Raw genomic sequence first — 26,292 nt, 5'->3', positions numbered from 1 at the left:
CTCATGCATGACGTAGTGATCGCGGGCGGCGGCCCGGTCGGCCTGTTCCTGGCCGGCGAGCTCGCCCTGTCCGGCTGTTCGGTCCTGGTCCTGGAGCGGGACCAGGAATCGAGCTCGCCGTTGAAGGCGCTCCCGCTCGGGATGCGGGGTCTGACCGCTGGTTCGGCCGAGACGTTCTACCGCCGGGGGCTGCTGGAAGCGGTGGCGAAGGCCTCCGGTGTCGACGCGGAGAAGATCGGTGCGCACCCTGAGGCGATCGAGGCGCCCGCTCCCCGTGGCCTGAGCCATTTCGCGGGCATGATGCTCGACGCGGCCGGCATCGAGGCGTCCGCCCTTCCGTTCCGGCTGCCCAGCCCGGCGATGGAGGGCTTTATGACGAGCCTGGAAGCGGTCGGCGAGGTGCTGTCCGAGCGGGACGCGGCGCTCGGTGTGGAGATCGTCCGGGGCGCTCCCGTCACGGCCGTGACGCAGGACGACGCGACCGTGGTGGTGACCGCGGGCGGGCGTGAGTACCGGGCGCGCTGGCTGGTGGGATGTGACGGCGGGCGCAGCGCGGTACGTACGCTCGCGGGCTTCGACTTCGTCGGCACCGAGTCGCTGTTCACCGGCTACGTCGCCAAAGTGGCCTTCGCCGACCCGCATCAACTGCCCCTCGGATTCAACCTGACGCCGAACGGCATGTACCTGCGCACGCCGCTCGAAGGGCACCTGGGCATGATGGACTTCGACGGCGGCGCCTTCGACCGCTCGCGGCCGCTGACCCGCGACCACCTCCAGACGGTCCTGCGCCGTATCTCAGGCACCGACGTGGTGCTGGACGAGGTCCATCTCGCGTCCAGCTTCACCGACCGTGCGATGCAGGTGACCACCTATCGCAACGGCCGTGTGCTGCTCGCCGGTGACGCCGCGCACATCCACTCCCCGCTCGGCGGCCAGGGGCTCAACCTCGGCCTCGGTGACGCCGTCACCCTCGGCTGGAAGCTCGCGGCAACCGTGCGCGGCTCGGCGCCGGATGGCCTGCTCGACACCTACACCAGCGAGCGCCACCCCATCGGCGCTTCGGTGCTCGACTGGTCACGCGCCCAGGTGGCGACCATGAAGCCGGGCCCGAACGCCCCCGCGCTGCGGCGGCTGGTCCGCGACCTGATGAGCACCCCCGATGGCACCACCCACGTCTACCGCGAGACATCGGGACTGTTCAACCGCTACGACCTGGGCGGCGAGCAGCCGCTCGTCGGCCGCACCGCCCCGGACTTCCGCTTCGAGGACGGCACCCGCCTCGGCGACCTGCTGCATCAGGGCCAGGGCGTCGCGCTCGACTTCGGCACCGACTGCGCACTCCGGGCCGCGGCCAAGGGATGGGCGGGCCGGATCCGGTACGCGGCCGGTCCGGTGCGCGACGACCTCGGGCTGAGGGCTGTACTGATCCGACCTGACGGCGTCGTGGCCTGGGCGAGTGAGTACACCCCCGACAGCCATGCGTTCGAACAGGCCGCCGCCCGGTGGTTCGGCACCCCGGAAACCAGAGCGACTGGCCGGTTCCCCCAGCCGCGATACCCGACCACCGAAAGGCAACGACCATGACCACCGCCAACAACCCCCCTTCCGAATCCGCGAGTTCGGACGCGAACGCCTTCGCGTGGGTTCGCACCTGGGGCGCCTCGCCGCAGGCACCGGACAACTCCGTCAGCTCCGTCGAACCCTTCGAGAACGCGACGCTGCGGCAGGTCGTCCGCGTCAGCGGCGGCGGACGCCGCATCCGCATCCGTATCAGCAACGAGTACGGAACCGCACCACTGACCATCGGCGCTGCCCGTGTCGCCATCGGGGACTCCGACGGCGGGATCCAGAGCGGAAACAGTCATGCGGTGACCTTCGGCGGCAACCTGGCCACCACCGTCCCGGCGGGCGCGCCGATCCTCAGTGACCCCATCGATCTGCGTACCGCCGCGTTGTCGCGGCTGACCATCAGCCTCTACCTGCCCGGCCGAGTGGACATCGCCACCTGCCACGGGACCTTCCACGCACTCGGCTGGATCATCCCCGGCGACGCGACCGCACTCGCGTCCCTGCCCACAGACGCGGCACCCTTGCCGGCGCAAGCCCTGATCGCGGCCGTGGAAGTGCAGCCCGACGCACCGACCAAGGCCATCGCCGTCGTCGGTGACTCCCGCGTCGATGGAATCGGCTCCGCCCCCGGCGCCGACCGGCGCTGGACCGACCTGCTCGCCGAGCGCCTGGCCGCCCGCGGCGGACAGACGCGCTGCGTGATCAACCAGGGCATCGGCGGCAACCGCATGCTCGCCGATGGCATCGGCACCGCCGCCCTCGCCCGCTTCGACCGCGACATCCTCGCCACGCCGGGCCTCGGCCACGTCGTGATCGCCGTGGGCAACGACCTCATCTTCTCCTTCGCCCCCCACACCGAGGAGACCGCCGGATTCCTCGCCATGTTCCCCGGCGCCCCCGTCACCGCGGACGACATCATCGCGGCCCACCTCCAGTTGGCGGCCCGAGCCCGTGCGCACGGCGCGAAGGCCTACGCCGCGACCATCGCTCCCTACGGCGGCACGGACGTGTACTCACCCGAGGGCGACAAGGCGCGCGAGCACGTCAACTCATGGATCCGCACGAGCGGTGCCTTCGACGGCGTACTCGACTTCGACGCCGTCTGGCGCGACCCCGCCGACCCCACCCGCATCCGCGGCGACCTGCACATGGGCGACTACCTCCACGGCAACGACGCGGGCTACGCGGCCCTCGCGGATTCCATCGACCTCTCCCTCTTCGACTGATCCCGGCTGAAGTATCAGCCGCCCTGATTCACGCGTCGCTGACCTGTGTGGGCAGGTGCGGGGAGCGGAGCACGAGCAGGGTGATCTCGCTGGGGGCGAAGACGCGGAACGGCGGGCCCCAGAAGCCGGTGCCGCGGCTGGTGTAGAGGAGGGTGCGGGGGCCGTGGTGGCTGAGGCCGGCGAGGGCGGGCTGGTCGAGGCGGACGAGGTGGTGGAAGGGCCAGATCTGGCCGCCGTGGGTGTGGCCGGAGAGTTGGAGGTCGACGCCGGCGGCCGCTGCCCGGTCGATGAACTTGGGCTGGTGTGCCAGGAGCAGGACGGGCAGGTCGGGGTCGGCGCCGTGCAAGGCTCCGGCGAGGTGGGCGCGGTGGCCCGCCAGGCCGGAGGACTCGGCGGTGACGTCGTCCACGCCGGCGACCACGAGGGTGTCCCCTCCGCGTTCGAGCAGCAGATGGCGGTTGCGCAGCGGCTCCCAGCCCAGCTCGTCCATCAGGTCGACCCAGCCCTGGGCCTCGCTGTAGTACTCGTGGTTGCCGGTGACGTAGACCCGGGCCCGGGTGGCCCGCACGGTACCGAGTGGGGCGGCCTGGGCGCGGCGGCGTTCGGCCGTGCCGTCCGCGATGTCGCCGGTGTGGCAGACCAGGTCGGCTTCCAGAGTGTTCACCGTCTCGCATACCCGCGCGGACCAGCGAGTGCGATGGAGCGGGCCGTAGTGGGTGTCGGTGATGAGGGCGACGCGGAGGCCGTCCAACCCGGCACCCAGCCGGGGGAGTCGCACGTCGAGCCGGCGCACACGTGGCACGCGGCGGGCCTCGGCGTGCCCCCAGCCGAGCAGTACGGCGGTGGTGCCGAGGACGGCCCAGGCGACGATTCGGGCCCGGTCCTGGCTCTCGCCGACGCCGGCCACGGTCAGGGCGAGCCGCAAGAGGACGCCGAGCAGTACGGACCAGGTGAACAGGATCCAGCTGGCGCCCAGCAGGGTGTCGCCGATGATCGCCGCCCGGTCCTGCTGGCGCCGGCCGTGGCCGCGCGCCATCGCGAGCGGCATGGCGATGAGACCGAGGGCGAACAGGGCGGTGCCGGCCGGCGTGACGGGCAGCGGCCAGTGCTGGCCGCTGTACAGGAGCACCCAGCAGGGCACGGCCCACAGCAGGATGGGGGCGATCAGGGGCATGTAGCCCATCAGGCGGCGAAGTCGGCTCCGCCGCGGCGCTTGCGCTTCACCCTCGGCGGGCCGGGTGTCGCTGGTGTCGGTCACGCTTCCCCTCCCTGACCAGGCTGCCCTCTCGCGCACTGTATCCGGTCACCGTGGGCCGGCCGCACCGGTGTTCATGGGCACGGCCCCTCAGGGCCGGCTCGGCGATCAGGCACCGGTCCACTCCGTGCGGTGCAGCCAGTCCTCGAAGGTCATCAAGCCGGGGTGCAGGCGGCGCAGGTGGGTGATGTCCCGGTCGCGGGTGTAGAGGTCCCGGTCGGCGAAGAACTGGAACATCGCCACGTAGTCGTGGCCGAAGTCGGGGATGGCGGCGCGCAGGTCGTCGTGGTGCATCGGGGTGTAGGTGCTGGGGATGCCCGTGGCCCGCGCGAAGGTGGCGGCGATCTCGTCGCCGGTGAGGCTGTCGCCGATCACCGCGAGGTCGCGGGCGCCCCAGGACTGCCAGTTGTCGAACATGTGGCCGGTGAACCAGGCGATGTCGTCGAGGGCGATGAGCGGGTAGTGGGCGGCGCCGAGGGGAAGCCTGAAGGTCAACCCTCCCCGGCCATCCGGTCGAGGCCCGACACCTGGGCCGGCACCGCTGGGTCGTGGAACGGACCGTGTCTGGCTGTCCGGCTGCCGACGCCTGCACCGCCGCTACGAGCGCAAGCCGGAACACTTCCTCGCCTTCACCGCCATCGTCGCGACCCTCATATGTCACCGCAGACTGGCCAAGTGACATGATCCCTCAGCACCTCTGGCGCGGTCACAGGTCCTGTGTCAGGTTCGCAGGCCGCCAGAGGCGGTGAGGCGCTCTCCGGTGACCCATGCGGAGTCGTCGGAGGCGAAGAAGACCGCCGCCCGCGCCAGATCCCTGGGCTGACCGATACGGCCCAGGGGGGTGCGCCCGATCATGTCCGTCTCGGCGTCACTGCCGATGAAGCCGGCCGCGTGGATGCCTTCCGTCTCCACACCGCCAGGGGCCAGGGTGTTCACTCGGATTCCGCGAGGGCCGAGCTCGGCGGCCAGGACTCGTGTCAAGGCGTCGACGGCGCCCTTCGTCGCGGCGTACACCGACATCCCCGGCACCGCGCGGGCGCTGTCCAGCGATCCGATGTTGATGACCGACCCGCCGTCGGACCCGAAGTACTTAAGGGCTTCCTGGATCATACGGATCGGTCCGATCACGTTGACGGAAAGCTGACGGTCGATCTCCTGCTGCGTGACGGTCTCCAGCGGCTGTGCGTGATAGACACCGGCATTGTTGACGAGGATGTCGAACCGGCCGTACGCGTCTACGGTCCTGGCGAAGAGGCGCTCAACATCCGCAGGCACCGACACGTCGCCCTGTACGGCGATCGCGGTCCCCCCTCGCGCCTGGATGTCCTGCACCACCCGCTCGGCACCGGCGGCACTGGAGGCGTAGTTGACCACGACCGACGCTCCGGCCGCAGCGAATTCCCGCGCGATGCCCGCCCCGATGCCCTTGGAAGCACCCGTCACGAGCGCGACCTTTCCCGCCAGTCTCGCATCGGCGTTCTTCGGCGATACCCCGTCGCCGCGGCCAACACCTGTCTGATTTGCCATGATTGCCACTCCCGTCCATGTTGGTGAGCGCAGGCACGCCCGTACCGGCTCCCGCCCTGATATCCACTGCTTTCGGCGGCGGCGATCCACCGGACATGCACCACGGTAGGATCCGCGAGACATAGAGACAAATAGTGTCAACGCATACTTGAGATTGGCATTGCCTATGCCCCCGGAAAGTGGAAACGGATGAACCTGCGGCAATACGAATACGCTCTGGCTGTGGCCGAAGAAGGCTCCATGACAGCGGCTGCTGAGCGTCTGCGCGTCACGCAGCCGTCCTTGTCGCAGCAGATCGGCGCTCTGGAAAAGCACCTCGGTGTGCAGCTGTTCACTCGGACATCGGGCGGGGTCACAGTGACCATGGCCGGACGCGCCTTCCTCGCCGAGGCAGAGATCGCGACCACCGCGTCCCGCAGAGCCGTCCTGGCTGCCCGTGCCGCGTCCGGGGAACTGGCCGGTGAACTCATCATCGCCGTCCACATGGGCCTGGGAGCACGACAGCTCCCTCTGGCGCTGGGCCGGCTCCGCCACCGCCACCCGAAACTCCAGGTCATTCTCCACGAGGAGCCCGATCCAGCGGATATGGAACGGCTGGCCCGCCAGGGAACGCTCGACATGGTCCTCGTCCACCGCATCCCCACCGGCTGCACATTCGACATCCACCCCCTGGGCGAGGAGACCTACGTCGCCGTCCTGCCCGAGGGACACCCGCTCCTCGCCGGCGACAGGGCCCTGTGCATGGCAGACCTTGCGACACAGGGATGGGTGCGCTTCCGCCGCGCCAGCCTGCTCGACGAATACCTCGCCCGCCTGCTCGCCGACGCGGGCATCAGCCCGCCCACGGTGGCCCGAGCGTCACAGATCTCCACCGCCGTGCGACTGGCAGCCCAGGGCTTGGGCGTCACCGTGGTTCCGGCATCGGCCGTGCCCGAAAGCTTCGAACGGCTAGCCCGCCCGTTCCTGCCTTCCCTGACCGAACCCGTCATCGTCGGTACACGCCGCCACCCAGGTTCGGCGGAGGCAGCCGTGCTCGACCACCTCCATCAGCAGAACTGGTGCGGCACCAGCCTCCTCGCCCCGCATACCGCCCTCTGAGCCGAGGGCCTCACTGGTCGTCGGCCGCGTGCTTGTCCCGGAGGGGCCGTAGGCCGCCGGGCGGGTCGGGGAGCTGGAAGGAACGCCTGTTCGGCGCCGGTCCGATCTGCGCGTTGTCCGGGACCCGGACGACGACCTCGCGGTAGGTGCCGTCCAGCAGCGCGGCCGGATGCCCACCCGCCTGTGTATCGTGACATTCGAGCAGATCAGCAACCTGGGGCACGGGCGACAGACCGCTCAGTCGCTCCCGTACGCGCGCAGGAAGGCGTCCACGGCCGCATCCGCGATGACGCGGAGCTTGGCGGCGGGGACGCGACGGGTGCCCAGCCGGGAGCGGGACTCCAAAGGGCCGGTGAGCAGGGCGAAGAAGTGTTCGGCGGCCTGCTCCGGGTCGCATGGGCGCAGGCGGCCGGCGAGCGAGAGGCGGGCCAGCCGATCGGCGAGCGCCGCGCGGGGACGGTGCGCGGTGCGCTCCTGCACGGTCTCGATCAGGTCGGGGAATCGCGCCACCTGGGCGTAGGTCAACCAGCGCAGTGCGCGGGCGCGTTCACCGCAGCAGATCCGCAGCAGTCGCTGGGCCAGGTCCGCAAGCGCCGCACGCAGGTCATCGTCCGGGGCTCGCTCGCGCAGCCGCTCGACGACCGCGAGGTTCTCTGCCATCAGGGTGTCGGCCGCTGCCTCGATGGTGTGGCGGAAGAGGGTCTCCTTGTCGTTCAGGTGGCTGTAGACGGTCGGTTTGGCGACGCGCGCTTCCTCCGCGATCTCCTGGACGCATGCCTGTGCGTATCCGCGCCGCGCGAAGACGGCGAACGCGGCGTCCAAGATCGCCTGTCGCTTGTCGACCCGCCCGCGCGAGACGCCACTGCCCCCGCTTGACGCTGTTGAACCCATGGGTTCATTCTAACTTCGATACCGATAAGGCAGATCTACTGAACTGGCTAGTTCAATCACGGACGGGGAAACCATGATCGTTCACACGCTGCGCTTCGCCTTCAAGGACGGGACGACCGAGGAGCAGAAGGCCCAAGTGCTCGCGCTGATGCGGCGAACGGCGTCCGTCGAGTCGGTCTCGTTCGCAACCGTCGGGCAGAGCCTGGGCGATCCCGCCGACGGCCTCACCCACGCCTACTGCGTGGGCATCGAGGACCTGGCGGCCCTCGAGCGGTACATGCACGACCCGGTTCACCTGGCGGGAGATCCCGAGATCATCCCGCACCTGGCCAAGATCTCCATCGGCCCCGACCTTTCCGACGACATGGCCCCAGAGCTGGCCGGCGAGATCATGGCGCTGCACGAGAAGAAGGCCGCCATGCACCCGGAGTGGGCCGCCCAACTCGAACCGCTCCTTGAGATACAGGTCGCCTCGGGGCCGTCAGACCGTTCATGACCGGACCCGCCGCCGTCCTCGCGGATCCGACCGCAATGGGCCGCCGACCACGTGAGAAGGCCGACAGCCCGTTTCGTGCACCCGCTCGGGGGTGCGGCAAGGCCGCCACCATCTGCCTGGCCGCACCCCACCTCGTCCAGCACGGGACTTCCCCAGGGCCCTGAGGCACGCGGTCCATCCGGGCACGTGGATACCGCGGACGTCACGTCATGAAAGACGATCGAGCACCAGCAGTCAGCTTCCTCACCAAGCGCGCCTGGTCTGGCCCCGCAGCGCTTCTCGGTCGCGGCCAAACCTCGGGTTCGCCGTGCCGGGACGAACCTGGGCACGGAGGTTCGGCGGCGAACCAACGGGTGGCGCAACCGCATGGAGGAGCCTGAGTTCTGCCGCTCGATGGCAGCCGCGATCCGCGGGTCGAGGGCGCGCTCTGGCCTGGTGGGCTACCAGCACCCGCTGGTAGCCCGGCGACGCGGCCTCCCGTGTACGGACCGGCGCCTCGGGCGCAGCCGGCCGCAGGTCCGGGTCGGCGGCCGCCGAGGCGGAGCCCGTGTCGCCGGGGGCGGCGGCAGGACATGCAAGGTACGCACGTTCGCGCCCGGCACCTCCGCGTTGGCTGCCGCGATCAGCTTCTGCGCGCTCCAGCGCAGCTTGGTTCCGTAGGGCGGGGCGTCGGGGACCACGCCCAGGCGGCCGGTGTCCGCATCGAAGGCCCTTCTTCGCCTGCTCGCGGGCGGCGGCCAGGGCCTGCGGTGCGAGGTCGACGCCGCTCGGCTCGGTCGTCATGCGATCACCGCCCCGGCCATGTCGCCGTCGAGGAGCCGGGCGGCGAGCTCGCGCAGCCGGCCCCTCGCGGCCTGCTCGTGCAGCTGCTCCAGCCGCATGGCCAGGAGGTACTGGGCGGTGCGTTCCCGGGCAGCGTCGGCGGCCGCCGCTACGGGGGCCGTGTCCAGCTCGCCCGGCTCCACCAGCTCCATTCTTCTGTGCTGGGCCGTGCCTGGTAAGCCGCTGGGCGGGCGGCGTTCCCAGGTGTCCCGGATCTGATGGCGCTCTTTGGATCTCGCCACCCTGCTCGGGAGGCCCCGTAAACTTGCTCAATCGGTCTCCTCACATCGCCCAAGATGAAGGGAAGCGGGCGCAGGGCGATCCGGAGCCTCTCGACTGCGGTCGGTGGCAGGCCGCCAGTGCGCGCGCAGTTCCTCGGCTGTCGTGCCGGCCTGGGCCTCGCCGGCCTGGTAGGCCGCTGTCCACGCTTCGGGGTCGCTCCGCTCGGCGTCCAGCAGGCGCGCCGTGGCCGGATCGGGGGCCACGAGGTGGGCGCCGTCGGTCCTGGGGCGGGGGTGGCGGTGGGCGAGTGGGTCGATGACCACCACGGTGCGGGCGCCGGCGGCCAGGTCGGTGTTGGTGCCGTCTCGCAAGGCGCCGTCCAGGTAACGGCGGCCGTCGACGGTGACGGGCGGCTCAGCTCCGGGGAAGGCGCTGGACGCGGCGACCGCGCGCACCAGTGGGACGCCTGCGGCGGCGTCCCACACGATGGGTTCGCCCGTCTCGGCGTCAACGGCCGGGATCAGCAGAGGTAGCCGCGGCCAGCTGTCGGTGGCGATCAGTTGGGCGCGCTGGGCGATCAGGCGGTTCTCCGCCTGGTCGTCAAGCGTTTCCAGGGCGATGCGGCCCACCCGGCGACGGGCGTCGGCCGGGTCCAGGCCCGGGTCGCCAAGGACGGCGAAGACTGCGCCCATCATGGCCGGATCGGGGCGGCGCGGCGCGGACGAGGCGTCGGCGGGAGGTCGGGCGGGGAGGGTGGCGAGACGGCTTGGGTCCTGCCCGGTGGCGAGGACTGCGCCGAGGATCGCCCCGGCGGAGGTTCCCACGATGAGGTCGGCCTCGCCCAGCTCTACCCCGAAGCCGTGTAGGCCCGCTGCCAGTCCGGCCATCCATGCGGTGCCCAGACGCCCGCCGGGCCCCAGGACCAGCGCCCGGTCGAGGTCGTGTATGCCGTCGGTCTCCATGTCTCTCCGTCCATTATTGAAACAGCTGTGACCATGTCCTCGCCGAGGGGCTGGCCGGATTGAGCCTCCGTCCGCTGGCCGCGGCGCTGGGTTCCAGTCCCCGGATGCTGCTCTACGACTTCGGGAGCAAGCAGGAACTGGTGGCCGCCGTTCTCGCCGAGGCACGCCGGCGCGGCGCGGAGCGCCTCACACACGGCCTGCCACCGAGCGGCGCCACCGTCGAGGAGCGGCTGCGCGGGATCTGGGCCTGGCTGAGCGCGCCCGAGCGCGCCCCGTTCGTCCGGCTGTTCTTCGAAGTCCACGCCGACCTGCTGGCCCACCCCGAGAACTACCCGGACCAGGCCGGGGCCGTCACCGACTGGTTCGGCCCACTGCGCACCGTCTTCGCCGACATCACCACCGGGAACGATGACACCGCGACGCCCACCCTCGTCATGGCCGTCATCCGCGGCCTGCTGTTCGACCTCACCACCACTGGCGAACGCGAGCGCACCGATCTCGCCCTGGAGCAGTTCGCCGCTCTCCTGCGGGCACCCATCGCCAACACTGGAAGCTGACGTCGTCATGCGTAACCTCCAGCCGCGGGTCGTGGTCCAACTCCGGGTCCGCAGGTATTTCTGTGACCGCGGGAGTTGTTCCCGCAGGACGTTCGTCGAGCAGGTCGGCGGGCTGACCGAACGGCACCGCCGTCCGACCGCACCTCGGAGACGTTCGCGGCCTGGCCGGCCCGGCATCCCGGTGCCGAGATCATCTGCCGTGACCGGGCCACCACCTACACCAAAGCGGTCAAGGAGGCCGCCCCGGACAGGTGTACGCCTCCATCTCCGATGCGGTAGACATGGGCTCGCGAAATGTGTGGCAGGCCCTGCACGTGGCGGACGACGTGAGTGGACAGGACCCCCAGCTCGGCTGCCAGCTCCCGTGATCCGGGTGAGCCGCCAACTGTCGTTGAACCAGATCCCATCGCCTCGGTCACGGCACGCCTCGCAGTTCGACGGGTCCTCGCCGCGTCGCGGAGGCCCGGGCAGAACCGGAGGGCGCAGCGGCGCGACGCGCAATCCGTCCGGTTCCAGGGCGGATTCCCCGGCTTGTACCTGTCCGGAGTCAATCGTGAATTGCAAGGTCAGTAAGTCGGATAGCCTGGGAAAATGTTGACCGAAGTCACCGCGATCCGGTATGTCACGCCCTTGCGCGAGGGCGGATCGCTGCCGGGCATCGTCGAGGCCGACGATCTGGGCACCTATGTCATGAAGTTCACCGGCGCCGGGCAGGGGCGCAAGACCCTTGTCGCCGAGGTCGTCTGCGGTCAGCTGGGCCGCCGGCTGGGGCTGCGGGTGCCGGATCTGGTGCGGATTCAGCTGGACCCGGTGATCGGTCTGAGCGAACCGGACCAGGAGGTGCAGGAGCTGCTCAAGGCCAGTGGCGGGCTCAACCTCGGCATGGACTACCTGCCCGGCTCGCTCGGCTTCGATCCGCTCGCCTTCGAGGTGGGCGCGGAGGAGGCCGGGCGGGTCGTGTGGTTCGACGCGCTCATCGGCAATGTGGACCGCTCCTGGCGCAACCCCAACATGCTGGTCTGGCACGGGCGGCTGTGGCTCATCGACCACGGCGCCACGATGATCTGGCACCACGGCTGGCGCGGGCTGGACAAGGCCGCCACCAAGCCGTACGACGCCTCCGACCATGTCCTCGCGCCGTTCGCGCCGGACATCGCAGCGGCCGGCCGGGCGCTCGCGCCGCTGATCACCGAGGAGCTGCTCACCGAGGTGGTGGCGGACGTCCCCGACGAATGGCTGACGGACGAGCCGGGCTTCGACGGCCCGGACGCGGTGCGCCGCGCCTATGTCGAGGTGCTGCTGGAGCGGGCGGCCACGGTGGAGCGGAGGATCACGCTCGGGGAGCGGGCCGGTGAGGAGCCGTCCAAGGCTCCCGAGTGGCTGCGGGTGTGGGTCGACGGAAAGGCGTCGCAGTGAGCGGGTTCCACAATGGCCGGGATGTCTTCGAGTACGCCGTGCTGCGGGTCGTGCCCCGGGTCGAGCGGGGTGAGCAGATCAACGCGGGCGTGGTCGTCTACTGCCGCGCCACGTCCTTCGTGGCGGCCCGGGTCCATCTGGACGAGGACCGGCTGCGCGCCCTGGACCCCACGGCGGACGTGCCCGCGGTACGGGCCGCGCTGCGCGCGGTGGAGTGTGTCTGCGGCGGCGGAGAACGGGCCGGTCAGGCGGCGGGGGAGGACGCGGGGCGGCGCTTCCGCTGGCTTGTGGCGCCGCGCTCCACGGTCGTCCAGCCGGGGCCGGTGCACACGGGGCTGACGGCGGACGCGGAGGCGGAGGTCGAGCGGTTGCTCGAGCTGCTGGTGCGGTGACACACCGGCTCAAAGGGCGCGGAGGTGAGCGAGCACATACGGGCGGTCGTTGACAGGCGGTGGCGGGCCTCATAGCGTCTCGTGCGCAGGAGAGACTAAGCGGTTGCTCACTCCCGGCCGGGACGGTGAGCCGCCATCGATGCGAGGGAGAACCCGCATATGTCCACCACCGAGCAGCGCGTTGCCATCGTGACGGGCGCGGCCCGCGGCATCGGCGCGGCGACCGCCGTGCGCCTGGCCGAGGAGGGCCGCGTCGTCGCCGTGCTCGACCTCGACGAGGGGGCCTGCGCGGCCACCGTGCAGAAGATCACCGAGGCGGGCGGCAAGGCCATCGCCGTGGGCTGCGATGTGTCGGACGCCGAGCAGGTCGAGGCCGCCGTCGCGCGGGTCGCCGAGGAGCTCGGCGCGCCGACGATCCTGGTCAACAACGCGGGTGTGCTCCGCGACAATCTGCTGTTCAAGATGAGCGAGTCCGACTGGGACACGGTGCTGAACGTGCATCTGCGGGGCGCGTTCCTGATGACGCGCGCCTGCCAGAAGCACATGGTGGACGCGGGCTTCGGCCGGATCGTCAACCTCTCCAGCAGCTCGGCGCTGGGCAACCGCGGCCAGGTCAACTACTCCGCGGCCAAGGCCGGCATGCAGGGCTTCACCAAGACCCTCGCCATCGAGCTCGGCAAGTTCGGCGTCACCGCCAACGCCGTGGCGCCCGGCTTCATCGCCACCGACATGACCGCCGCGACCGCCGAGCGCGTCGGCATGGGCTTCGAGGACTTCCAGAAGGCGGCCGCGAGCCAGATCCCGGTGCAGCGCGTCGGGGAGCCCGCCGACATCGCCAACGCGATCGCCTTCTTCACCGGCGAGGCGGCCGGTTTCGTCTCCGGCCAGGTCCTGTACGTGGCCGGCGGCCCGCTCAACTGATCAGGAGTCACGCACCACATGACCGAGCAGATACCGGACAGCGGCAGGGCCGCGCTCATCACCGGGGCGAGCCGGGGGATCGGCTACGCCATCGCCGAGGCGATGGTGGCCCGCGGTGACAAGGTGTGCATCACCGGGCGCAACGAGGACGCGCTCAAGGAGGCCGTGGAGCGGCTCGGGGCCGACCGTGCGATCTACGTCGCCGGGAAGGCCCATGACCAGGCGCACCAGGCGGCCGCCGTCGAGCGGACGATGGAGGCGTTCGGCCGGGTCGACCACCTGGTGAACAACGCCGGCACCAACCCGGTCTACTCGCCCATCGCCGACCTCGACCTCGATGTGATCCGTAAGGTCTTCGAGACCAATGTCGTCTCGGCGCTGGGCTTCGCCCAGCGGACATGGAAGGCCTGGCAGCGGGAGAACGGCGGCACGATCGTCAACATCGCCTCGCTCGCCGGGATGTCGTCCTCGCCGTTCATCGCGGCGTACGGCGTCAGCAAGGCCGCCATGATCAACCTCACGGTGCAGCTCGCCCAGGAGTTCGCCCCGCGGGTGCGGGTCAACGCCATCTCCCCGGCGGTGGTGAAGACCAAGTTCGCCACCGCCCTGTACGAGGGGCGGGAGGAGGAGGCCGCCGCGGCCTATCCGCTGAAGCGGCTCGGCGTGCCGGAGGACATCGGGGGCGCGGCCGCGTTCCTCACCTCCGACCAGTCGGCGTGGGTCACCGGCCAGACGCTCGTGGTGGACGGCGGCATCCTCCTGGGCGCCGGGCTCGGCTGACCGGCGCCCGGTCCCGCCTGACCGGCCGACCGGGTGCCCGGTCCCGGCCCGCGCCGCCCCTGGTCCGGCCCCGCGCCGCTGACGTGGCCCGGGCGCGTGTGAGGCGTTGTCAGTGGCCGCCGGTAGGTTCTGTGCCGTAGGACGGAAACACCGACCGGAGGTTGAAGACGTGCCCGATGTGCTGCCCGAGTCCTGGCGCGGGGTCCTCGGCGAGGAGCTGGAGAAGCCCTATTTCAAGGAGCTCACCGAGTTCGTCGAGGAGGAGCGGGCCAAGGGGCCGGTGTACCCGCCGCGCGAGGAGGTGTTCGCCGCCCTGGAGGCCACGCCGTTCGACCAGGTGAAGGTGCTCATCCTCGGGCAGGATCCGTACCACGGCGAGGGCCAGGGCCACGGACTGTGCTTCTCGGTGCGGCCGGGCGTCAAGACCCCGCCCTCGCTGCGGAACATCTTCAAGGAGATGAAGGAGGAGCTCGGCCACCCGGTGCCCGACAACGGCTATCTGATGCCCTGGGCGCAGCAGGGTGTGCTGCTGCTCAACGCGGTGCTGACGGTCCGGGGCGGCGAGGCCAACTCCCACAAGAGCAAGGGGTGGGAGAAGTTCACCGACGCGGTGATCCGTGCGGTGGCCGCGCGCCCCGATCCGGCCGTCTTCGTCCTCTGGGGGAACTACGCCCAGAAGAAGCTGCCGCTGATCGACGCGTCGCGGCACGCGGTGGTGAAGGGGGCGCACCCGTCCCCGCTGTCGGCGAAGAAGTTCTTCGGGTCGCGCCCCTTCAGCCAGATCGACGAGGCGGTCAAGGCCCAGGGACACACCCCGATCGACTGGCGGATCCCGGATCTCGGCACCTGACCGGGGCTAAGCGCTCCGCTCGAAGTGTCGCGACGGGTCGTCTGCCGGCTGCGGCGCCGTCGTGGCTGGTCGCGCCCGCGCGGCGGAGCCGCATATCGACACAGCCGCGGCGGAGCCGCACATCGACACGGCCCCGCGCCCCTTCGGGGTGCTGCCCGAACCGTAGCGGACTTCCTCCGACCTGCTTAGAGCGTGTAGTCGAAGCTGTAGGGGATCTCGGACTCCCCCTGGACGGCGGAGAAGGTGCCCGATCCGGTGAGCCCGGTCAGCTCGCCGGTGCCGGATCCGGGCACCACCTCGAAGGCGCAGTGGACGGTGGCGTCCTCGCCCCAGCCGGCGTGCTGCACCACGGCGAAGCTGCCCGCGCGCCCGTCGAGGGTGCCGGTCAGCAGCTCGTAGCCGCAGCAGACGCCGGTCTTGTCGGGCAGATAGGTGATGACGTACTGGCAGCTGGTCCGCGGCGCCTCGATACCGCCCGAGAAGGCGTTCGTGACCACGGCCCGCGCCAGCTTGGCGCCGCCCTCGGTCTCCTCGACGGCCGTCTCCTGCCAGTCGGCGTAGGTGAAGTGGCCGGTGGTGTGCGTGGTCATGGTGGGTCCTTTCCGGGGCCGGGATCGGCTGTGAACGTCACTCTGGCCGCCGTACCTGACATCTTCTGTCAGGTACGGCGGCCACAATGGGCCGCATGCGCGCCGACCGCCTTCTCTCCCTCCTCCTGCTGCTCCAGAACCGGGGCCGGATGACCGCGCCCGAGCTCGCCGCCGAGCTGGAGGTCTCGGTGCGCACCGTCTACCGCGATGTGGAGGCGCTGAGCGCGTCCGGGGTGCCGGTCTACGCCGACCGGGGCCCGGCCGGGGGCTTTCGGCTGCTCGACGGCTACCGCACCCGGCTGACCGGGCTCACCGGCGACGAGGCCGACTCGCTCTTCCTCGCCGGGATGCCGGGCCCGGCCGCCGAGCTGGGCCTGGGCGCCGACCTCACCACGGCCCAGCTCAAGTTGCGGGCGGCGCTCCCGGCCGAGCTGGGGGAGCGGTCCCGGCGGATCCAGGAGCGCTTCCACCTCGACGCGCCGGGCTGGTTCCGGGACGCCGAGCCGGTGCCCCACCTGGCGGCGGCCGCCGAGGCGGTATGGGAGCGGCGTGTCCTGCGGGTGCACTACCGCCGCTGGCGCGGCGAGGTGCGACGCGAGCTGTGCCCGCTGGGCCTCGTCCTCAAGGGCGGCATCTGGTACCTGGTGGCGCGGGTCGAGGACTCCGTGCGCAGCTACCGGGTGTCGCGGATCCTCGACGCCGAGGTGCTTGAGGAGGTCTTCGAGCGGCCCGCCGGATTCGACCTCGCCGCCTCCTGGGCGGAGTCGTCCCGCCGGCTGGAGTCCATGCGCTTCCAGGGCGAGGCCGAGCTTCTGCTTTCCGAGCGCGGGGTGAAGCTGCTCCCGATGCAGTTCGGGGCGGTGGGCGCGGAGGCGGTGGCCGCGGCGGGCCCGCCCGACGACGAGGGGCGACGGCGCGTCGTCCTCCCCGTGGAGTCGCTGCCGGTCGCGGTCCACGACATGCTGCGGCTGGGCACCGACGCCGAGGTGCTGGGCCCGCCCGAGCTGCGGTCGGCCGTCGCCCGCGCCGTCGCCGAACTGGCCCGCCGCTACGGCGCGCCGGACGACCCCCAGATGTTCCGCCGCGCCACGACGTCCCCTGAGGACCCGCCGCGCCACGACACGCCGAGCGGCGCGGGCGCGAGCGGCTAGGGTCTGTCGTCCGAAAGACGGGAGGCGGCGATGGCGGAAGCGCGGCACCAGGCGCCGGAGGGCGATGCCGTACTGACCCGGATCGGGCAGGCGGTCATGCTGCACCGGGGCGGCGACCGGGAGGAGGCGCGCAATCGCCTCGCCGCGCTGTGGCAGGAGATCGAACGGGACGGCGCCCCCTTCCACCGGTGCGCCCTCGCCCACTATCTGGCCGACACCCAGGACGATCCGCTCGACGAGCTGATCTGGGACCTGCGGGCGCTCGCCGCCGCGGACGGACTCACCGGGGCCCTGGCGCCGCGGGCGTTCCTGCCCTCCCTCCACCTCAACGTGGCCGCGGGCCATCTGAAGCTGGGCCAGGAGGAGGCGGCCCGGGGCCAGCTGGCGCTGGCGCGCGAGGCCGCCGGCGCGCTCGGCGAGGATCCGTACGGCGACGGGGTGCGGGCGGCCATCCTGCGGCTGACCCTGGTCCTGGAGGGCGCCGTCGAGGACTGAAGGCCGGTGGAAGGCACCGTCGAGGACCGAAGGTCCGGCTCAGCAGGTCGGAGGAAGTCCGCTACGGTTCGGGCAGCGCCCCGAAGGGGCGCGGGGGTGTGTCGATATGCGGCTCCGCCGCGGCTGTGTCGATATGCGGCTCCGCCGCGTGGGCGACCAGCCACGACGGCGCCGCGGACGATCGACGACAGGTCAGGGCGGCTCTTCCCGCGGAGCGCTTAGGCCGCCTCCCCCAGCTCCTCCCAGCGGTCGGCGAGCTCCTTCAGCTTGACGACGAACCGTTCGCGTTCCGCCTCGTCGAAGGACTCCAGGAGGATCTTGTCGAGCCTGCGCGCCCGGTGGTTCGCCTCCTGAAGGGCCTCTTTGCCCGCGTCGGTCAGGTAGAGCAGTTTGCGACGGCCATCGGCGGCCGCGGTCTTCCGGGCGAGCAGCCCACGGTTCTCCAGCCGGCGAGCCACATCGGCCATGGTGGAGGTGTCCAGGGCGACGGCTGCGGCCATGGAACGCTGGTCCTGGCCGGGATGGGCCTCCACGGTCTGCAACACCGCGAACTGGGGGCCGGTGAGGACGGGGTCCACCTCCCGTGCCCACACGGCGAGATACGCCTGGTAGAGACGGCGGACCTGATAGCCGGGCGCGGCCGTCAGGGCAGTGGGGGCCTCCGGCCCGGTTTGGGCGGGCGGGGTGGGATCGGTCATAGAACCTACTTAAGCACGCACGGTTGACGCCGAGGGACATCGGGGCGGACGCCGGCGCCGCTCCCGGCGGGGCCGGAGAGCCGGCCGCCGAGCAGGCTCCCTGCGCCGGGCACGACGGGCGGCAGCCCGAGCTCCGTCAGAATGCTGAACGCGGTGGCGGTGGCCGCCGACAGTACGGGCAGCCCCGCCTCGTCCTCGACGGGCTGGACCGACGCCAGCGACGGCATCTGCACACAGGCCGACAGCACCAGCGCGTCGGCCCCGCTCAGGTTCAGGCGGCGCCAGTGGTCACGCAGGTCGGCGGGGTCCAGACGGGCCACCGCCAGGTTGTCCGGAACTTCGAGGCTGAGCGCGTCGACCACCTCGATCCCGGCGTCCTCGAGGTAGTCGGCCACCTTGGCGGTGAGCTCCTTCATATACGGCGTGATGATCGCGACCCGGCGGGCGCCGAGCGCCTCGACGCCGCTGAGCAGGGCGCCGGCGCTGGAGACCACGGGCGCCCGGGAGCCCTCGGACCGCAGCGCGGAGGTGATGTCGGCCTCCGCCACACAGTGGTGGCCCGGCCCCTGCGCCATGATGGCGACCAGGCAGGCGGTGGCGACGACATCGGGCCGCGCGTCGGCCAGTTCGAGGGCGGCCCGCTCGGTCTGCGCGTTCATATTGCGCAGCTCGTCCGGGGTGACATGCTTCATCCGCATCCGGCTGGTGTGGAAGACGAAGCGGTCGTCGGGCGCGATGGACGCCCGCGCGTTGAGCATCCGGGGAAGCTCGGTCTCCATCGTCAGGTTGGAGCTGGGCACGATCAGCCCGATGTGATGGTCTGCCATGGGGTTGGTCCTCCGAAACGGGGCGGCGGGCGCCGGTCAGGCGGCCGGGGAGAGAATGGCCCGGAGCGTGTCGCGGAGCGCCGCGGTGGCGATCGCCGGGGCGTCCCAGAAGATCATGTGGCCGGCGCCGGGGATCTTGTGCAGCGGTGCCGGCGGATTGCTCTCGGCGGCCTCCCGCGCCCCCTCCGCCGTCACGACGGGGCTGTCGGCCCCGTAGAGCAGGTGGGCCGGTCCGGGCACCCGGGGCCACCAGTCGAAGAAGTCCTCGTGCTCGAAGCCGTGGTGCGTGGCCACGATGGCCTCCTCGGCGCAACTGGACAGCCAGCGGGCCCGCAGCTCCTGTTCCCGCCGCGGCCAGGTGGGCCAGGAGGCGGCCACCTCGTCGGCGTCCGTTCCGCGCCTGGCTTCGGAGAGCTGCCGCAGGAACACCTCCCGGGCGGTGGGGTAGGGGCCGCGCTCCGGGCCGCTCATCGGCGGATCGGCCAGCACGGTGCCGCGCAGGGGCACCTTGGCGCGCACCGCGACGGCCGCCGCGATCCGCGCGCCCATCGAGTGACCGAGGAGCAGCGGGCGGTCGAGGCCGAGGTCGGTGATGAGGGCTTCGGTGTCCTCGGCGTACTCCGCCAGCCCGTAGCCATCGCCCTCGTCCGAGAGACCCCGGCCGCGTACGTCCAGCACCACCGGCCTGACCAGGTCGGTCAGTTCGCGTGCCACGAAGTCCATGGTGATCGCGGGACTGGTGATACCGGGCAGGACGACCAGCGGCGGCAGGTCGCCGCCGTAGTCGAGGGCGTGCAGCCGTACCTCCCCGGAGCGCGCCCAACGGCTCGTGGCCGGCACATCGGCCAGATCGGCGAGCGCGCTCTGGAGGACCGAACGCCGTGTCATGTGCTGTCTCCTCGTCGGTGGGAACGCCGGGCCGCGTCAGGAGCCGCCGGGGCGGGAACGGAGCCGATGTAGCCGACGGCGTCCTCGAGGGTGACGACGTCGCCGTACTTGGCCTGGATGTCGAAGAGCGCCGCGTCCGCCGGGCCCTCGGCCCGGTCGCCCACGCAGGCGCGGGGCACCAGCACCGGGAAGCCCGACTGGACGGCGTCGACCACGGTGGCCCGCACACAGCCGCTCGTGGTGGCGCCGCACACCACGACGGTGTCGCGGCCGAGACCGGTCAGGGTGGCGGCGAGACTGGTGCCGAAGAAGGCCGAGGCCCCCTTCTTCACCACCAGCTGATCGTGTCCCGGCCGCATGGGCAGCCGCGGGTCGATGGCCACGGCCTCACTGCCCTCGACCAGGGCGCGCATACCGGGAGCCTTGCTCAGCCAGGTGATCGCGTCACCGGACGCCTCGGCCTCGGTGTAGGCGATCGCGGTGAAGATTACCGGCACCTCCACCGGCCGGGCCGCCTCGATCAGCCGTGTGGTGGCGGCCACGACCTCGGAGAGGTCGGCACCCGAGGGGTACGAGTCCTCGGTGAAACCCCGGGTCAGGTCCACCACGACGATCGCCGGGCGGCTGCCGCGCCGCACTTCGGCGCCGAAGCCGGCCCGCCGGTAGGTGCGGTTGGTGGTGACGCCGTACAGTCCGCCGCTCATCGGCGCCTCCCCAGCAGCCAGCCCGGTACGAACCCGAGCAGGAACGCGCCCGCGACCGGGCCGTACTTCTTCAGCAGCGGGCCCGCGATCAGCACCATTCCGTTGAGTTCACCGGGCGCCTGGGCGGGGGCGCCGGCCGCGGGAGCGGACGCGGCAGGCGCCGCGCCGGAGCCGGGGGACGCGTCCGCGCCGTCCTGCCGATGGAGCAGGCCGCCGAGGTTCTGGGCGAACTGCTGGAGGATCCTGTCGGACACCGCCCCGATGGCTCCCTTGCCGAACTGGGCGATCTTGCCCCGGATCACCAGATCGGTGGAGAGGTTCAGCTGGGCGCCGCCCTCGGCCGGGACGACCTCCAGGGAGACCTCGGCCTCGGCGTCGCCGCTGCCGTGGGTGTCGGCGCCGCTGGCGTGCACACGCAGCCTCCGCTTTTCCGCGTCGACCTCCAGGAAGCGCACGGTGCCGGCGTAGGCGGCCGTGATCGGACCCACCTTGATCTTGACCGTGCCGCGCCAGCCATCGCCGTCACGGCCTTCGAGAGCGGCGCCGGGCATACAGGACGCCACTCTTCGGACGTCTTCGAGCAGCGCGAACACCGCGTCGGGCGCGGCCTGGACGGAGACGGTGTTGATCAGTTGCATGATTCCTCCTCGGCGCCCATGGCCCGCTGGGAGCGCCGGGCGGTCGCGCAGGCGTCGATCGCCTCGACGATGGTCTGGTAGCCGGTGCACCGGCACAGGTTCGCGGCGACGACCTCCCGGATGTCCTCCTTGGTCGCCTCCGGCCGCTCCGCGAGGAAGCCCTGGGCCAGCATCAGGAAGCCGGGGGTGCAGAAGCCGCACTGAAGGCCGTGGTGGGCGGTGAAGGCCCGCTGGAGATCGCTGAGCTCGCCGGTGCCGGGGTCGGCGAGGGATTCGACGGTGGTGATCCGGGCGCCCTCCGCCTGGGCGGCGAACATCAGACAGGCCCGGACCGGGAGCCCGTCGACGAGCACGGTGCAGGCTCCGCAGATCCCGTGCTCGCAGCCGACGTGGGCGCCGGTCAGCCGCAGATCGTGGCGGAGCACATCCACCAGGGTGCGGCGCGGTGCCGTGATCACCTCGTAGGACGTGCCGTTGACGTCGAGCGTGATGAGCTGGACGTCGTCGCCCAGGCCGGTGGTGTCGTTCATGGTGTCTGCTCCGGGGTGCGGGGGGTCAGGGCACGGTGGACCGTCTCCGGTGTGATGGGCGTGGTGTCCAGCTCGACGCCGGTGAGCCGCAGTGCGTCGTTGACGGCGTTGAGCACGGCGGCGGGGGCCCCGATGGTGCCGCCCTCGCCGGCGCCCTTGGCGCCCGTCGCGGTGAAGGCGCACGGGGTTTCCAGATGATGGATCACCACCTCCGGGATCTCATGGGCGGTGGGCACCTTGTAGTCCATGAAGCTGGTGGCCGACGGCTCGCCCTGGGCGTCGTAGGTGATCTGCTCGAAGAGCGCCCCCGAGATGCCCTGTGCGATGCCGCCCCGGCACTGCCCCTCCACCACCTGCGGATTGACGGCGACACCGCAGTCCTCGACGCAGAAGTAGGCGAGGATTTCCACCTGCCCGGTGCCCTCGTGCAGTTCGACCACCACCCCGTGGGTGGCATTGGAGAAGGTGCCGTCGTTGTGGACGTCGAAGACGGCGGTGGCGGTGAGGCCCGGGTCGATGTCCTTGGGCAGCAGATGCGACTTGAGATAGGCGGTGTCGGCCAGGCGCTCGTAGCCGAGTGCGACCTCCGGGTCGTCGCGGCGGCGGACCCGGCCCCGGTCCAGTTCGGTGTCCTCCGGGGGGATGCCCCACTCGGCGGCGGCGATGGCGCGGAGCTTCTCGCCGAGCTTGGCCGCCGCCAGTCGTACGGCACTGCCGCCGACCGCGATCGAGCGGCTGGCGAAGGTGCCCCAGCCGTAGGTGATGCGGTCGGTGTCGCCCTGGTGGAGTTTGACCTTGGCGATGTCGAGGTGGAGCGTGTCGGCGACGATCTGCGCCATGGTCGTCTCATGGCTCTGCCCGTGGCTGACGGTGCCGGTGGTGGCGGTGACCGCGCCGCTGGTGTCCATGCGGACCTCGGCGAGGTCGAACCCGGGCACGACCTCCATCTTGCGCTGGGCGAAGGCGGCGGAGCCGTAGCCGGTGCGCTCGCTGAAGCAGCTGTAGCCGATCCCGATGTGCCTCCCCTCGGCCGTGGCCGCGGCCTGCCGGTCGTACCAGCCCGCCTCGCGCAGGGCCCGCTCGCACAGGTCGAGGGATTCCAGATATGAGCCGGGGTCGTAGGTGATGTTGTTGACGCCGGTGTACGGGAAGTCGGTGATGACGTTGCGGCGCCGGATCTCCACCGGGTCCAGGCGCAGTTCGCGGGCGGCGCGTTCCATGAGCCGTTCCATGGCCATGACGTAACTCGGGCGGCTCACGCCCCGGTAGGGGGCGGTGGGCGCCTTGTTGGTGGTGATCGCCCGGCCGCGCACCCGGTAGGCCGGGACCTTGTAGACGCCGGGCATCTCGGCGGAGGCCATCAGCGGCTCGATACCGGCGGTGAACGGATAGCAGGAGTAGGCGCCCATGTCGCACACCACGTCCGCGTCGAGGCCGAGGATCCGGCCGTCGGCGTCGAAGGCGGCGCGTGCGGTGTAGTGCTGTTCCCGGGCGAGGAACGAGGCGGACAGGGCGTCCTTGCGGTCCTCGATCCACTTGACGGGCCGGCCGAGCCGCAGCGCGGCCGCCGCCGCGGCGATCTCCTCGCGGCCGACCACGCACTTGAGGCCGAAGCCGCCACCCATGTCCGGGACGATCACGCGCACCGCGCGCTCGTCCAGCCGCAGGCAGCGGGAGGCCACGGTCCGCACCTGATGCGGGGTCTGGGTGCAGGTGTGCAGGACGAGCTGCTCCTCGCGGGCGTCCCACTGCGCCACCGCGCCACGCGTCTCCAGCGGCAGCGCGTTCTGGCGGCCGGTTCGCACATCGACGTGGACCACGCAGGGAGCCTGGTCGAAGATCTCGTCGATGCCCTCGGTGGCGAACAGGCCGACGTCGACCAGGGTGTTCCCGGCGGCCTCCGCGTGCACCCGCGGAGCGTCGGGGGCGAGGGCCTGTTCCTCACAGGTGATGGGCGGCAGGGGCGCGTACGTCACCTTGGCGGCCTCCAGGCCGTCCTCGGCGAGGTAGGGGTCGCGGGCGACGACCACGGCGACGGGCTCGCCGACGTAGCGGACCCGGTCGCGGGCGAGGACGGGCATGGCGGTCGGCACGAACTCCGAGAGCGGGCGGCCGAGTTGCGCGGTGATATCGCCCAGCTCCAGGTCGGCTGCGGTAAACGCGGCGACGACGCCCGGGACCTGACGCACCCGGGTCAGATCGATCTCGGTGATCGTCCCATGGGCGACCGTGCTGCGGACGAACTGCGCGTGCAGCATGCCGGGCAGCTCGATGTCATCGACGAAACGGCCACGTCCGGACAGCAGCCGGGGATCCTCGCGGCGCGCCACCGACCTGCCGACCAGCCGGTCGTCCTTGGCGGAGGTCATCGTGACATCGCCTCCTCACAGGCTCGCTCGATCAGATTGCGGATGAGGTACTTGCGGTAGTCGCCGCTCCCGTTCGCGTCGCTCGGTGGATCCACGGCGGAGGCCGCCGCCTCCGCGCAGTCCCGGAACGAGCCGCCGGCCGCCAGCACGGCCTCCGCCTCGGGCACCCGTACCGGCATCGCGGCGACACCGCCCAGAGCGACCCGGCCGCCGAGGACGTCCTCGCCCTCGGTGGCGAGATCGACCGCGGCGGCGACGATGGCGAAGTCCCCGCGACGCTCGGCGAACTCGGTGAGCGCCGCGTGCGGCGCGGGGCTGGGGAAGACGATTTCCACGAGGATCTCGTCGGGCTCCAGGGCGGTGGTGTAGTAACCGAAGAAGAACTCACCGGCCGGGATGCGCCGCCGCCCGCGCGGGCCGTGGGCGACGAGTTCGGCGTCGAGCAGTACGGCCAGCAGACACCACTCGGCGGTCGAGTCGGCGTGCGCGATACTGCCGCCCACGGTGCCGCGGGTGCGGATCGGCAGATGGCCGATCCACCGCATGGCCTCGCGGATGACCTCGAAACCCGCCCCGAGCCGGTCCGCGGGCGCGGTCTCCACCGTGTGATGGGTGGTGAGCGCCCCGATGCGCAGCCCGCCGTCGGCCCCGACTCCGAGATGGTCGAGTTCGCGCAGGCGTCCGATGTCGACCAGATGCCCCGGGCGGGCCAGCCGGAAGTTCATCATCGCGACCAGGCTCTGGCCGCCGGCGATGACCTTGGCCTCGTCGGACAGTTCGGCCAGGAGCGCCGTGGCGCCCTCGACATCGCGCGCCCGGTGGTACTGGAAGGGAGCGGGCTTCATGTTTCTCCTGTCGTTTTCGAAGGCCGCCCCGGACAGTCCGGCCGGGGCGGCCTGCGCTTCAGCGCACCGGCTGACCGACGGCCGGCTCCGGGGACGCCTGGGCGGACACCGCGGTCGGGTCGTCCTCGTCGAGGTCGCGTCCCTTTGTCTCGGGCGCCGCGAACGCCGTCCAGACGACGGCCCCCAGGACGGCCACGGCCAGCACCCCGAACGTCAGCGGCAACCCCAGCAGCGGCCACATCACGGAGCCGAACAGCATCGGGGCGAAGCCGGTGAGCACCCGGCTGAACGAGGACGCCCAGCCGAAGCCGCTGGCCCGCAGCGTTGTCGGGTACAGCTCGGAGACGTAGGCGTACATGGCGGGGATGGTCAGCTGCATCAGGAAGCCGAAGACGCCGATGGCCACGACGGAACCCGTCGGCATGCGCATCACCAGCGCGAACACCACCAGTGCGAGCGAGGCGACCGGGGCCGAGACCCCGATGAGCCACTTCCGGCCGACCGCGTCCACCAGCACCGTGGAGGTCAGGACGCCGACGATCCCGACGGCGCTCATCAGGGTGGTGCTCATGAAGGCGGCCGTGTCGCCGAGGCCCTCCTCCTTGAGAATGGACGGCAGCCAGCTCAGGGCCGCGTAGTACACCAGCATGACGGTGGCGAACAGCAGCCAGGCGGCGGAGGTGATGCGCGGGCTGAACGTCCAGAGCGCACGCAGCTGTTCGAGCGCGGCGCGGGGGCCGTTCCCCCCGGCCTCGGGCACCGCGGCGGGTATGACGTACGGCTCGGCAGGCGCACCCGTACGGGCGACCAGATCGTCGATGACGGCCCGCGCCTCGGCCTCCCTGCCCTTCCTGCTGAGGTAGACCGGCGACTCCGGCACACCCCTTCGCACCCAGAACAGCAGCAGCGCCGGAACGCTCATCACGCAGAGCATCCACCGCCAGTTGCCGTCGAGGGACAGCATGGCCGTCGAGACCAGACCGCACAGGGTCACGCCGATCGGCCACCAGGCGTCCAGCGCGGTCAGTACGCGGCCGCGGTACTTCGTCGGGGAGAACTCCGCCACCAGGGCGTAGTCGACGGGAATACAGCCGCCCAGTCCGACACCCGCGACGAAGCGCAGGGCGAGGAAGATGCCGTAGTTCGGGGCCAGGGCACCGGCCACCGAGAACAGCGCGAAGATCAGCAGGGTGACGCTGAAGGCCTTCTTGCGTCCGATGCGGTCGGCGATCGCGCCCCAGGCCACCGCGCCCACGGCCATGCCCACCAGATTGGCGGTGGCCACCAGACCTCGCTGGGAGAGGGAGAGGTGGAAGTGGTCGCCCAACAGCGGCATCAGAAAGCCGTTGAGGGCGATGTCATAGGCGTCGAAGAGGTAGCCGAGGCCGCCGATGATGAAGATCCTGCCCTGGACCCCCCATCTCCATGGGAGGTCCTGGACGATTTGGTCGCCTGTTTTCACTGTCGCTCCACGGGGGTGTTCGGGGATGTGCCCGCGCGGGGCGACACCGGGGTGGATGAGCGGGAAGTGGCCCCGGAGGGGGCGAGGGATGAGCGGGAGGGGAGGGGAGAG

General features: G+C 71.3%; 29 protein-coding genes and 1 pseudogene. 13 read left to right on the top strand and 17 right to left on the bottom strand.

Features of this window, described 5'->3' with window-relative positions:
• Positions 1–3 precede the first annotated feature (3 nt).
• Complete coding sequence (locus ACT2CW_RS15490) at positions 4–1,584, top strand: FAD-dependent monooxygenase (RefSeq protein ID WP_445516987.1); 1,581 nt, start codon at positions 4–6, stop codon at positions 1,582–1,584.
• Entirely contained in the window at positions 1,581–2,795 is a 1,215-nt protein-coding gene (locus ACT2CW_RS15485; protein ID WP_445516986.1) for an SGNH/GDSL hydrolase family protein, read from the top strand. The genes ACT2CW_RS15490 and ACT2CW_RS15485 overlap by 4 nt, the downstream gene beginning before the upstream one ends.
• A 28-nt stretch (positions 2,796–2,823) precedes the next feature.
• Here ACT2CW_RS15485 and ACT2CW_RS15480 read toward each other — a convergent pair whose 3' ends face one another.
• Positions 2,824–4,053 carry a metallophosphoesterase gene (locus ACT2CW_RS15480; protein WP_445516985.1) on the bottom strand — a complete coding sequence of 410 codons (1,230 nt, stop codon included), beginning with the start codon at positions 4,051–4,053 and terminating at the stop codon, positions 2,824–2,826.
• 105 nt (positions 4,054–4,158) lie between these two features.
• The gene (locus ACT2CW_RS15475) at positions 4,159–4,545 is read right to left on the bottom strand and encodes an NmrA family NAD(P)-binding protein (RefSeq protein WP_445516984.1); all 387 of its coding nucleotides are present in this window, start codon (positions 4,543–4,545) and stop codon (positions 4,159–4,161) included.
• 23 nt (positions 4,546–4,568) lie between these two features.
• Between ACT2CW_RS15475 and ACT2CW_RS15470 the strand changes: the two are divergent.
• A pseudogene (locus tag ACT2CW_RS15470) lies at positions 4,569–4,729 on the top strand (IS5/IS1182 family transposase); the annotation flags it as partial.
• 41 nt (positions 4,730–4,770) lie between these two features.
• On the opposite strand, the gene ACT2CW_RS15465 reads toward ACT2CW_RS15470, so the two are convergent.
• Positions 4,771–5,577, bottom strand: coding sequence for an SDR family NAD(P)-dependent oxidoreductase (locus ACT2CW_RS15465; protein ID WP_445516983.1), 807 nt, complete (start codon positions 5,575–5,577; stop codon positions 4,771–4,773).
• Between the two features lie 189 nt (positions 5,578–5,766).
• Here ACT2CW_RS15465 and ACT2CW_RS15460 point away from each other — a divergent pair, with 189 nt between their 5' ends.
• Complete coding sequence (locus tag ACT2CW_RS15460) at positions 5,767–6,675, top strand: LysR family transcriptional regulator (protein ID WP_164431645.1); 909 nt, start codon at positions 5,767–5,769, stop codon at positions 6,673–6,675.
• Positions 6,676–6,685: 10 nt separating this feature from the next.
• Here ACT2CW_RS15460 and ACT2CW_RS15455 read toward each other — a convergent pair whose 3' ends face one another.
• Together ACT2CW_RS15455 and ACT2CW_RS15450 are read right to left on the bottom strand one after the other, a co-directional pair.
• Complete coding sequence (locus ACT2CW_RS15455) at positions 6,686–6,898, bottom strand: hypothetical protein (RefSeq protein WP_445516982.1); 213 nt, start codon at positions 6,896–6,898, stop codon at positions 6,686–6,688.
• 14 nt (positions 6,899–6,912) lie between these two features.
• Complete coding sequence (locus tag ACT2CW_RS15450) at positions 6,913–7,566, bottom strand: TetR/AcrR family transcriptional regulator (RefSeq protein WP_445516981.1); 654 nt, start codon at positions 7,564–7,566, stop codon at positions 6,913–6,915.
• 73 nt (positions 7,567–7,639) lie between these two features.
• On the opposite strand from ACT2CW_RS15450, the gene ACT2CW_RS15445 reads away from it, so the two are divergent.
• On the top strand, positions 7,640–8,062 hold the full coding sequence (locus tag ACT2CW_RS15445; protein WP_257548819.1) for a Dabb family protein: 423 nt from the start codon (positions 7,640–7,642) through the stop codon (positions 8,060–8,062).
• Between the two features lie 779 nt (positions 8,063–8,841).
• On the opposite strand, the gene ACT2CW_RS15440 is transcribed toward ACT2CW_RS15445, so the two are convergent.
• Together ACT2CW_RS15440 and ACT2CW_RS15435 are read right to left on the bottom strand one after the other, a co-directional pair.
• Positions 8,842–9,036, bottom strand: a complete 195-nt coding sequence (locus tag ACT2CW_RS15440) for a hypothetical protein (protein ID WP_445516980.1) — start codon at positions 9,034–9,036, stop codon at positions 8,842–8,844.
• Between the two features lie 117 nt (positions 9,037–9,153).
• Positions 9,154–10,068: a patatin-like phospholipase family protein gene (locus ACT2CW_RS15435; protein WP_445516979.1), complete on the bottom strand. Its 915-nt coding sequence runs from the start codon at positions 10,066–10,068 to the stop codon at positions 9,154–9,156.
• A 59-nt stretch (positions 10,069–10,127) separates the two neighbouring features.
• Between ACT2CW_RS15435 and ACT2CW_RS15430 the strand changes: the two genes are divergently transcribed.
• The 6 genes from ACT2CW_RS15430 (at position 10,128) to ACT2CW_RS15405 (ending at position 14,984) form a co-directional block, all read left to right on the top strand.
• Positions 10,128–10,625, top strand: a complete 498-nt coding sequence (locus tag ACT2CW_RS15430; RefSeq protein ID WP_445516978.1) for a TetR/AcrR family transcriptional regulator — start codon at positions 10,128–10,130, stop codon at positions 10,623–10,625.
• Positions 10,626–11,216: 591 nt separating this feature from the next.
• Positions 11,217–12,041 (top strand): HipA family kinase, encoded by an 825-nt coding sequence (locus tag ACT2CW_RS15425; protein ID WP_138912502.1) that lies wholly within the window; start codon positions 11,217–11,219, stop codon positions 12,039–12,041.
• Positions 12,038–12,433, top strand: coding sequence for a DUF3037 domain-containing protein (locus ACT2CW_RS15420; RefSeq protein ID WP_037947741.1), 396 nt, complete (start codon positions 12,038–12,040; stop codon positions 12,431–12,433). Before ACT2CW_RS15425 ends, ACT2CW_RS15420 begins: the two co-directional genes overlap by 4 nt.
• 159 nt (positions 12,434–12,592) lie before the next feature.
• Positions 12,593–13,354 carry a 3-oxoacyl-ACP reductase FabG gene (fabG, locus tag ACT2CW_RS15415; RefSeq protein ID WP_164431597.1) on the top strand — a complete coding sequence of 254 codons (762 nt, stop codon included), beginning with the start codon at positions 12,593–12,595 and terminating at the stop codon, positions 13,352–13,354.
• 18 nt (positions 13,355–13,372) lie between these two features.
• Positions 13,373–14,134, top strand: coding sequence for an SDR family oxidoreductase (locus ACT2CW_RS15410; RefSeq protein ID WP_164431595.1), 762 nt, complete (start codon positions 13,373–13,375; stop codon positions 14,132–14,134).
• 169 nt (positions 14,135–14,303) lie between these two features.
• A complete protein-coding gene (locus ACT2CW_RS15405) occupies positions 14,304–14,984 on the top strand; it encodes a uracil-DNA glycosylase (protein ID WP_445516977.1) in 681 nt (226 codons plus the stop codon).
• Positions 14,985–15,169: 185 nt separating this feature from the next.
• On the opposite strand, the gene ACT2CW_RS15400 is transcribed toward ACT2CW_RS15405, so the two are convergent.
• Positions 15,170–15,574, bottom strand: coding sequence for a DUF3224 domain-containing protein (locus tag ACT2CW_RS15400; RefSeq protein WP_445516976.1), 405 nt, complete (start codon positions 15,572–15,574; stop codon positions 15,170–15,172).
• 86 nt (positions 15,575–15,660) lie between these two features.
• Between ACT2CW_RS15400 and ACT2CW_RS15395 the strand changes: the two genes are divergently transcribed.
• On the top strand, positions 15,661–16,725 hold the full coding sequence (locus ACT2CW_RS15395; protein WP_445516975.1) for a helix-turn-helix transcriptional regulator: 1,065 nt from the start codon (positions 15,661–15,663) through the stop codon (positions 16,723–16,725).
• A 30-nt stretch (positions 16,726–16,755) separates the two neighbouring features.
• Entirely contained in the window at positions 16,756–17,220 is a 465-nt protein-coding gene (locus ACT2CW_RS15390) for a hypothetical protein (protein WP_445516974.1), read from the top strand.
• A 218-nt stretch (positions 17,221–17,438) separates the two neighbouring features.
• On the opposite strand, the gene ACT2CW_RS15385 is transcribed toward ACT2CW_RS15390, so the two are convergent.
• Genes ACT2CW_RS15385 through ACT2CW_RS15345 form a run of 9 tightly spaced genes read right to left on the bottom strand, consistent with a single transcriptional unit; the run spans position 17,439 to position 26,181 of the window.
• On the bottom strand, positions 17,439–17,918 hold the full coding sequence (locus ACT2CW_RS15385; RefSeq protein ID WP_164431580.1) for a MarR family winged helix-turn-helix transcriptional regulator: 480 nt from the start codon (positions 17,916–17,918) through the stop codon (positions 17,439–17,441).
• 5 nt (positions 17,919–17,923) lie between these two features.
• Complete coding sequence (locus tag ACT2CW_RS15380; RefSeq protein WP_445516973.1) at positions 17,924–18,745, bottom strand: maleate cis-trans isomerase family protein; 822 nt, start codon at positions 18,743–18,745, stop codon at positions 17,924–17,926.
• A 36-nt stretch (positions 18,746–18,781) separates the two neighbouring features.
• Positions 18,782–19,633: an alpha/beta fold hydrolase gene (locus ACT2CW_RS15375; protein ID WP_445516972.1), complete on the bottom strand. Its 852-nt coding sequence runs from the start codon at positions 19,631–19,633 to the stop codon at positions 18,782–18,784.
• Positions 19,630–20,337: an isochorismatase family protein gene (locus ACT2CW_RS15370; RefSeq protein WP_445516971.1), complete on the bottom strand. Its 708-nt coding sequence runs from the start codon at positions 20,335–20,337 to the stop codon at positions 19,630–19,632. Before ACT2CW_RS15370 ends, ACT2CW_RS15375 begins: the two co-directional genes overlap by 4 nt.
• Complete coding sequence (locus ACT2CW_RS15365; protein WP_445516970.1) at positions 20,334–20,975, bottom strand: SRPBCC family protein; 642 nt, start codon at positions 20,973–20,975, stop codon at positions 20,334–20,336. The genes ACT2CW_RS15370 and ACT2CW_RS15365 overlap by 4 nt, the downstream gene beginning before the upstream one ends.
• Positions 20,966–21,505: a (2Fe-2S)-binding protein gene (locus ACT2CW_RS15360; protein WP_445516969.1), complete on the bottom strand. Its 540-nt coding sequence runs from the start codon at positions 21,503–21,505 to the stop codon at positions 20,966–20,968. Before ACT2CW_RS15360 ends, ACT2CW_RS15365 begins: the two co-directional genes overlap by 10 nt.
• Complete coding sequence (locus tag ACT2CW_RS15355; RefSeq protein WP_445516968.1) at positions 21,502–23,874, bottom strand: xanthine dehydrogenase family protein molybdopterin-binding subunit; 2,373 nt, start codon at positions 23,872–23,874, stop codon at positions 21,502–21,504. The genes ACT2CW_RS15360 and ACT2CW_RS15355 overlap by 4 nt, the downstream gene beginning before the upstream one ends.
• Positions 23,871–24,719, bottom strand: coding sequence for an FAD binding domain-containing protein (locus tag ACT2CW_RS15350; protein WP_445516967.1), 849 nt, complete (start codon positions 24,717–24,719; stop codon positions 23,871–23,873). The genes ACT2CW_RS15355 and ACT2CW_RS15350 overlap by 4 nt, the downstream gene beginning before the upstream one ends.
• Positions 24,720–24,777: 58 nt before the next feature.
• Entirely contained in the window at positions 24,778–26,181 is a 1,404-nt protein-coding gene (locus tag ACT2CW_RS15345) for an MFS transporter (RefSeq protein ID WP_445516966.1), read from the bottom strand.
• Positions 26,182–26,292: the final 111 nt, after the last annotated feature.

This window comes from Streptomyces sp. NEAU-174 (assembly GCF_052665095.1).
The sequence above is the reverse complement of the archived record's forward strand: the minus strand, read 5'-3'. Positions and strand labels throughout refer to the sequence as shown.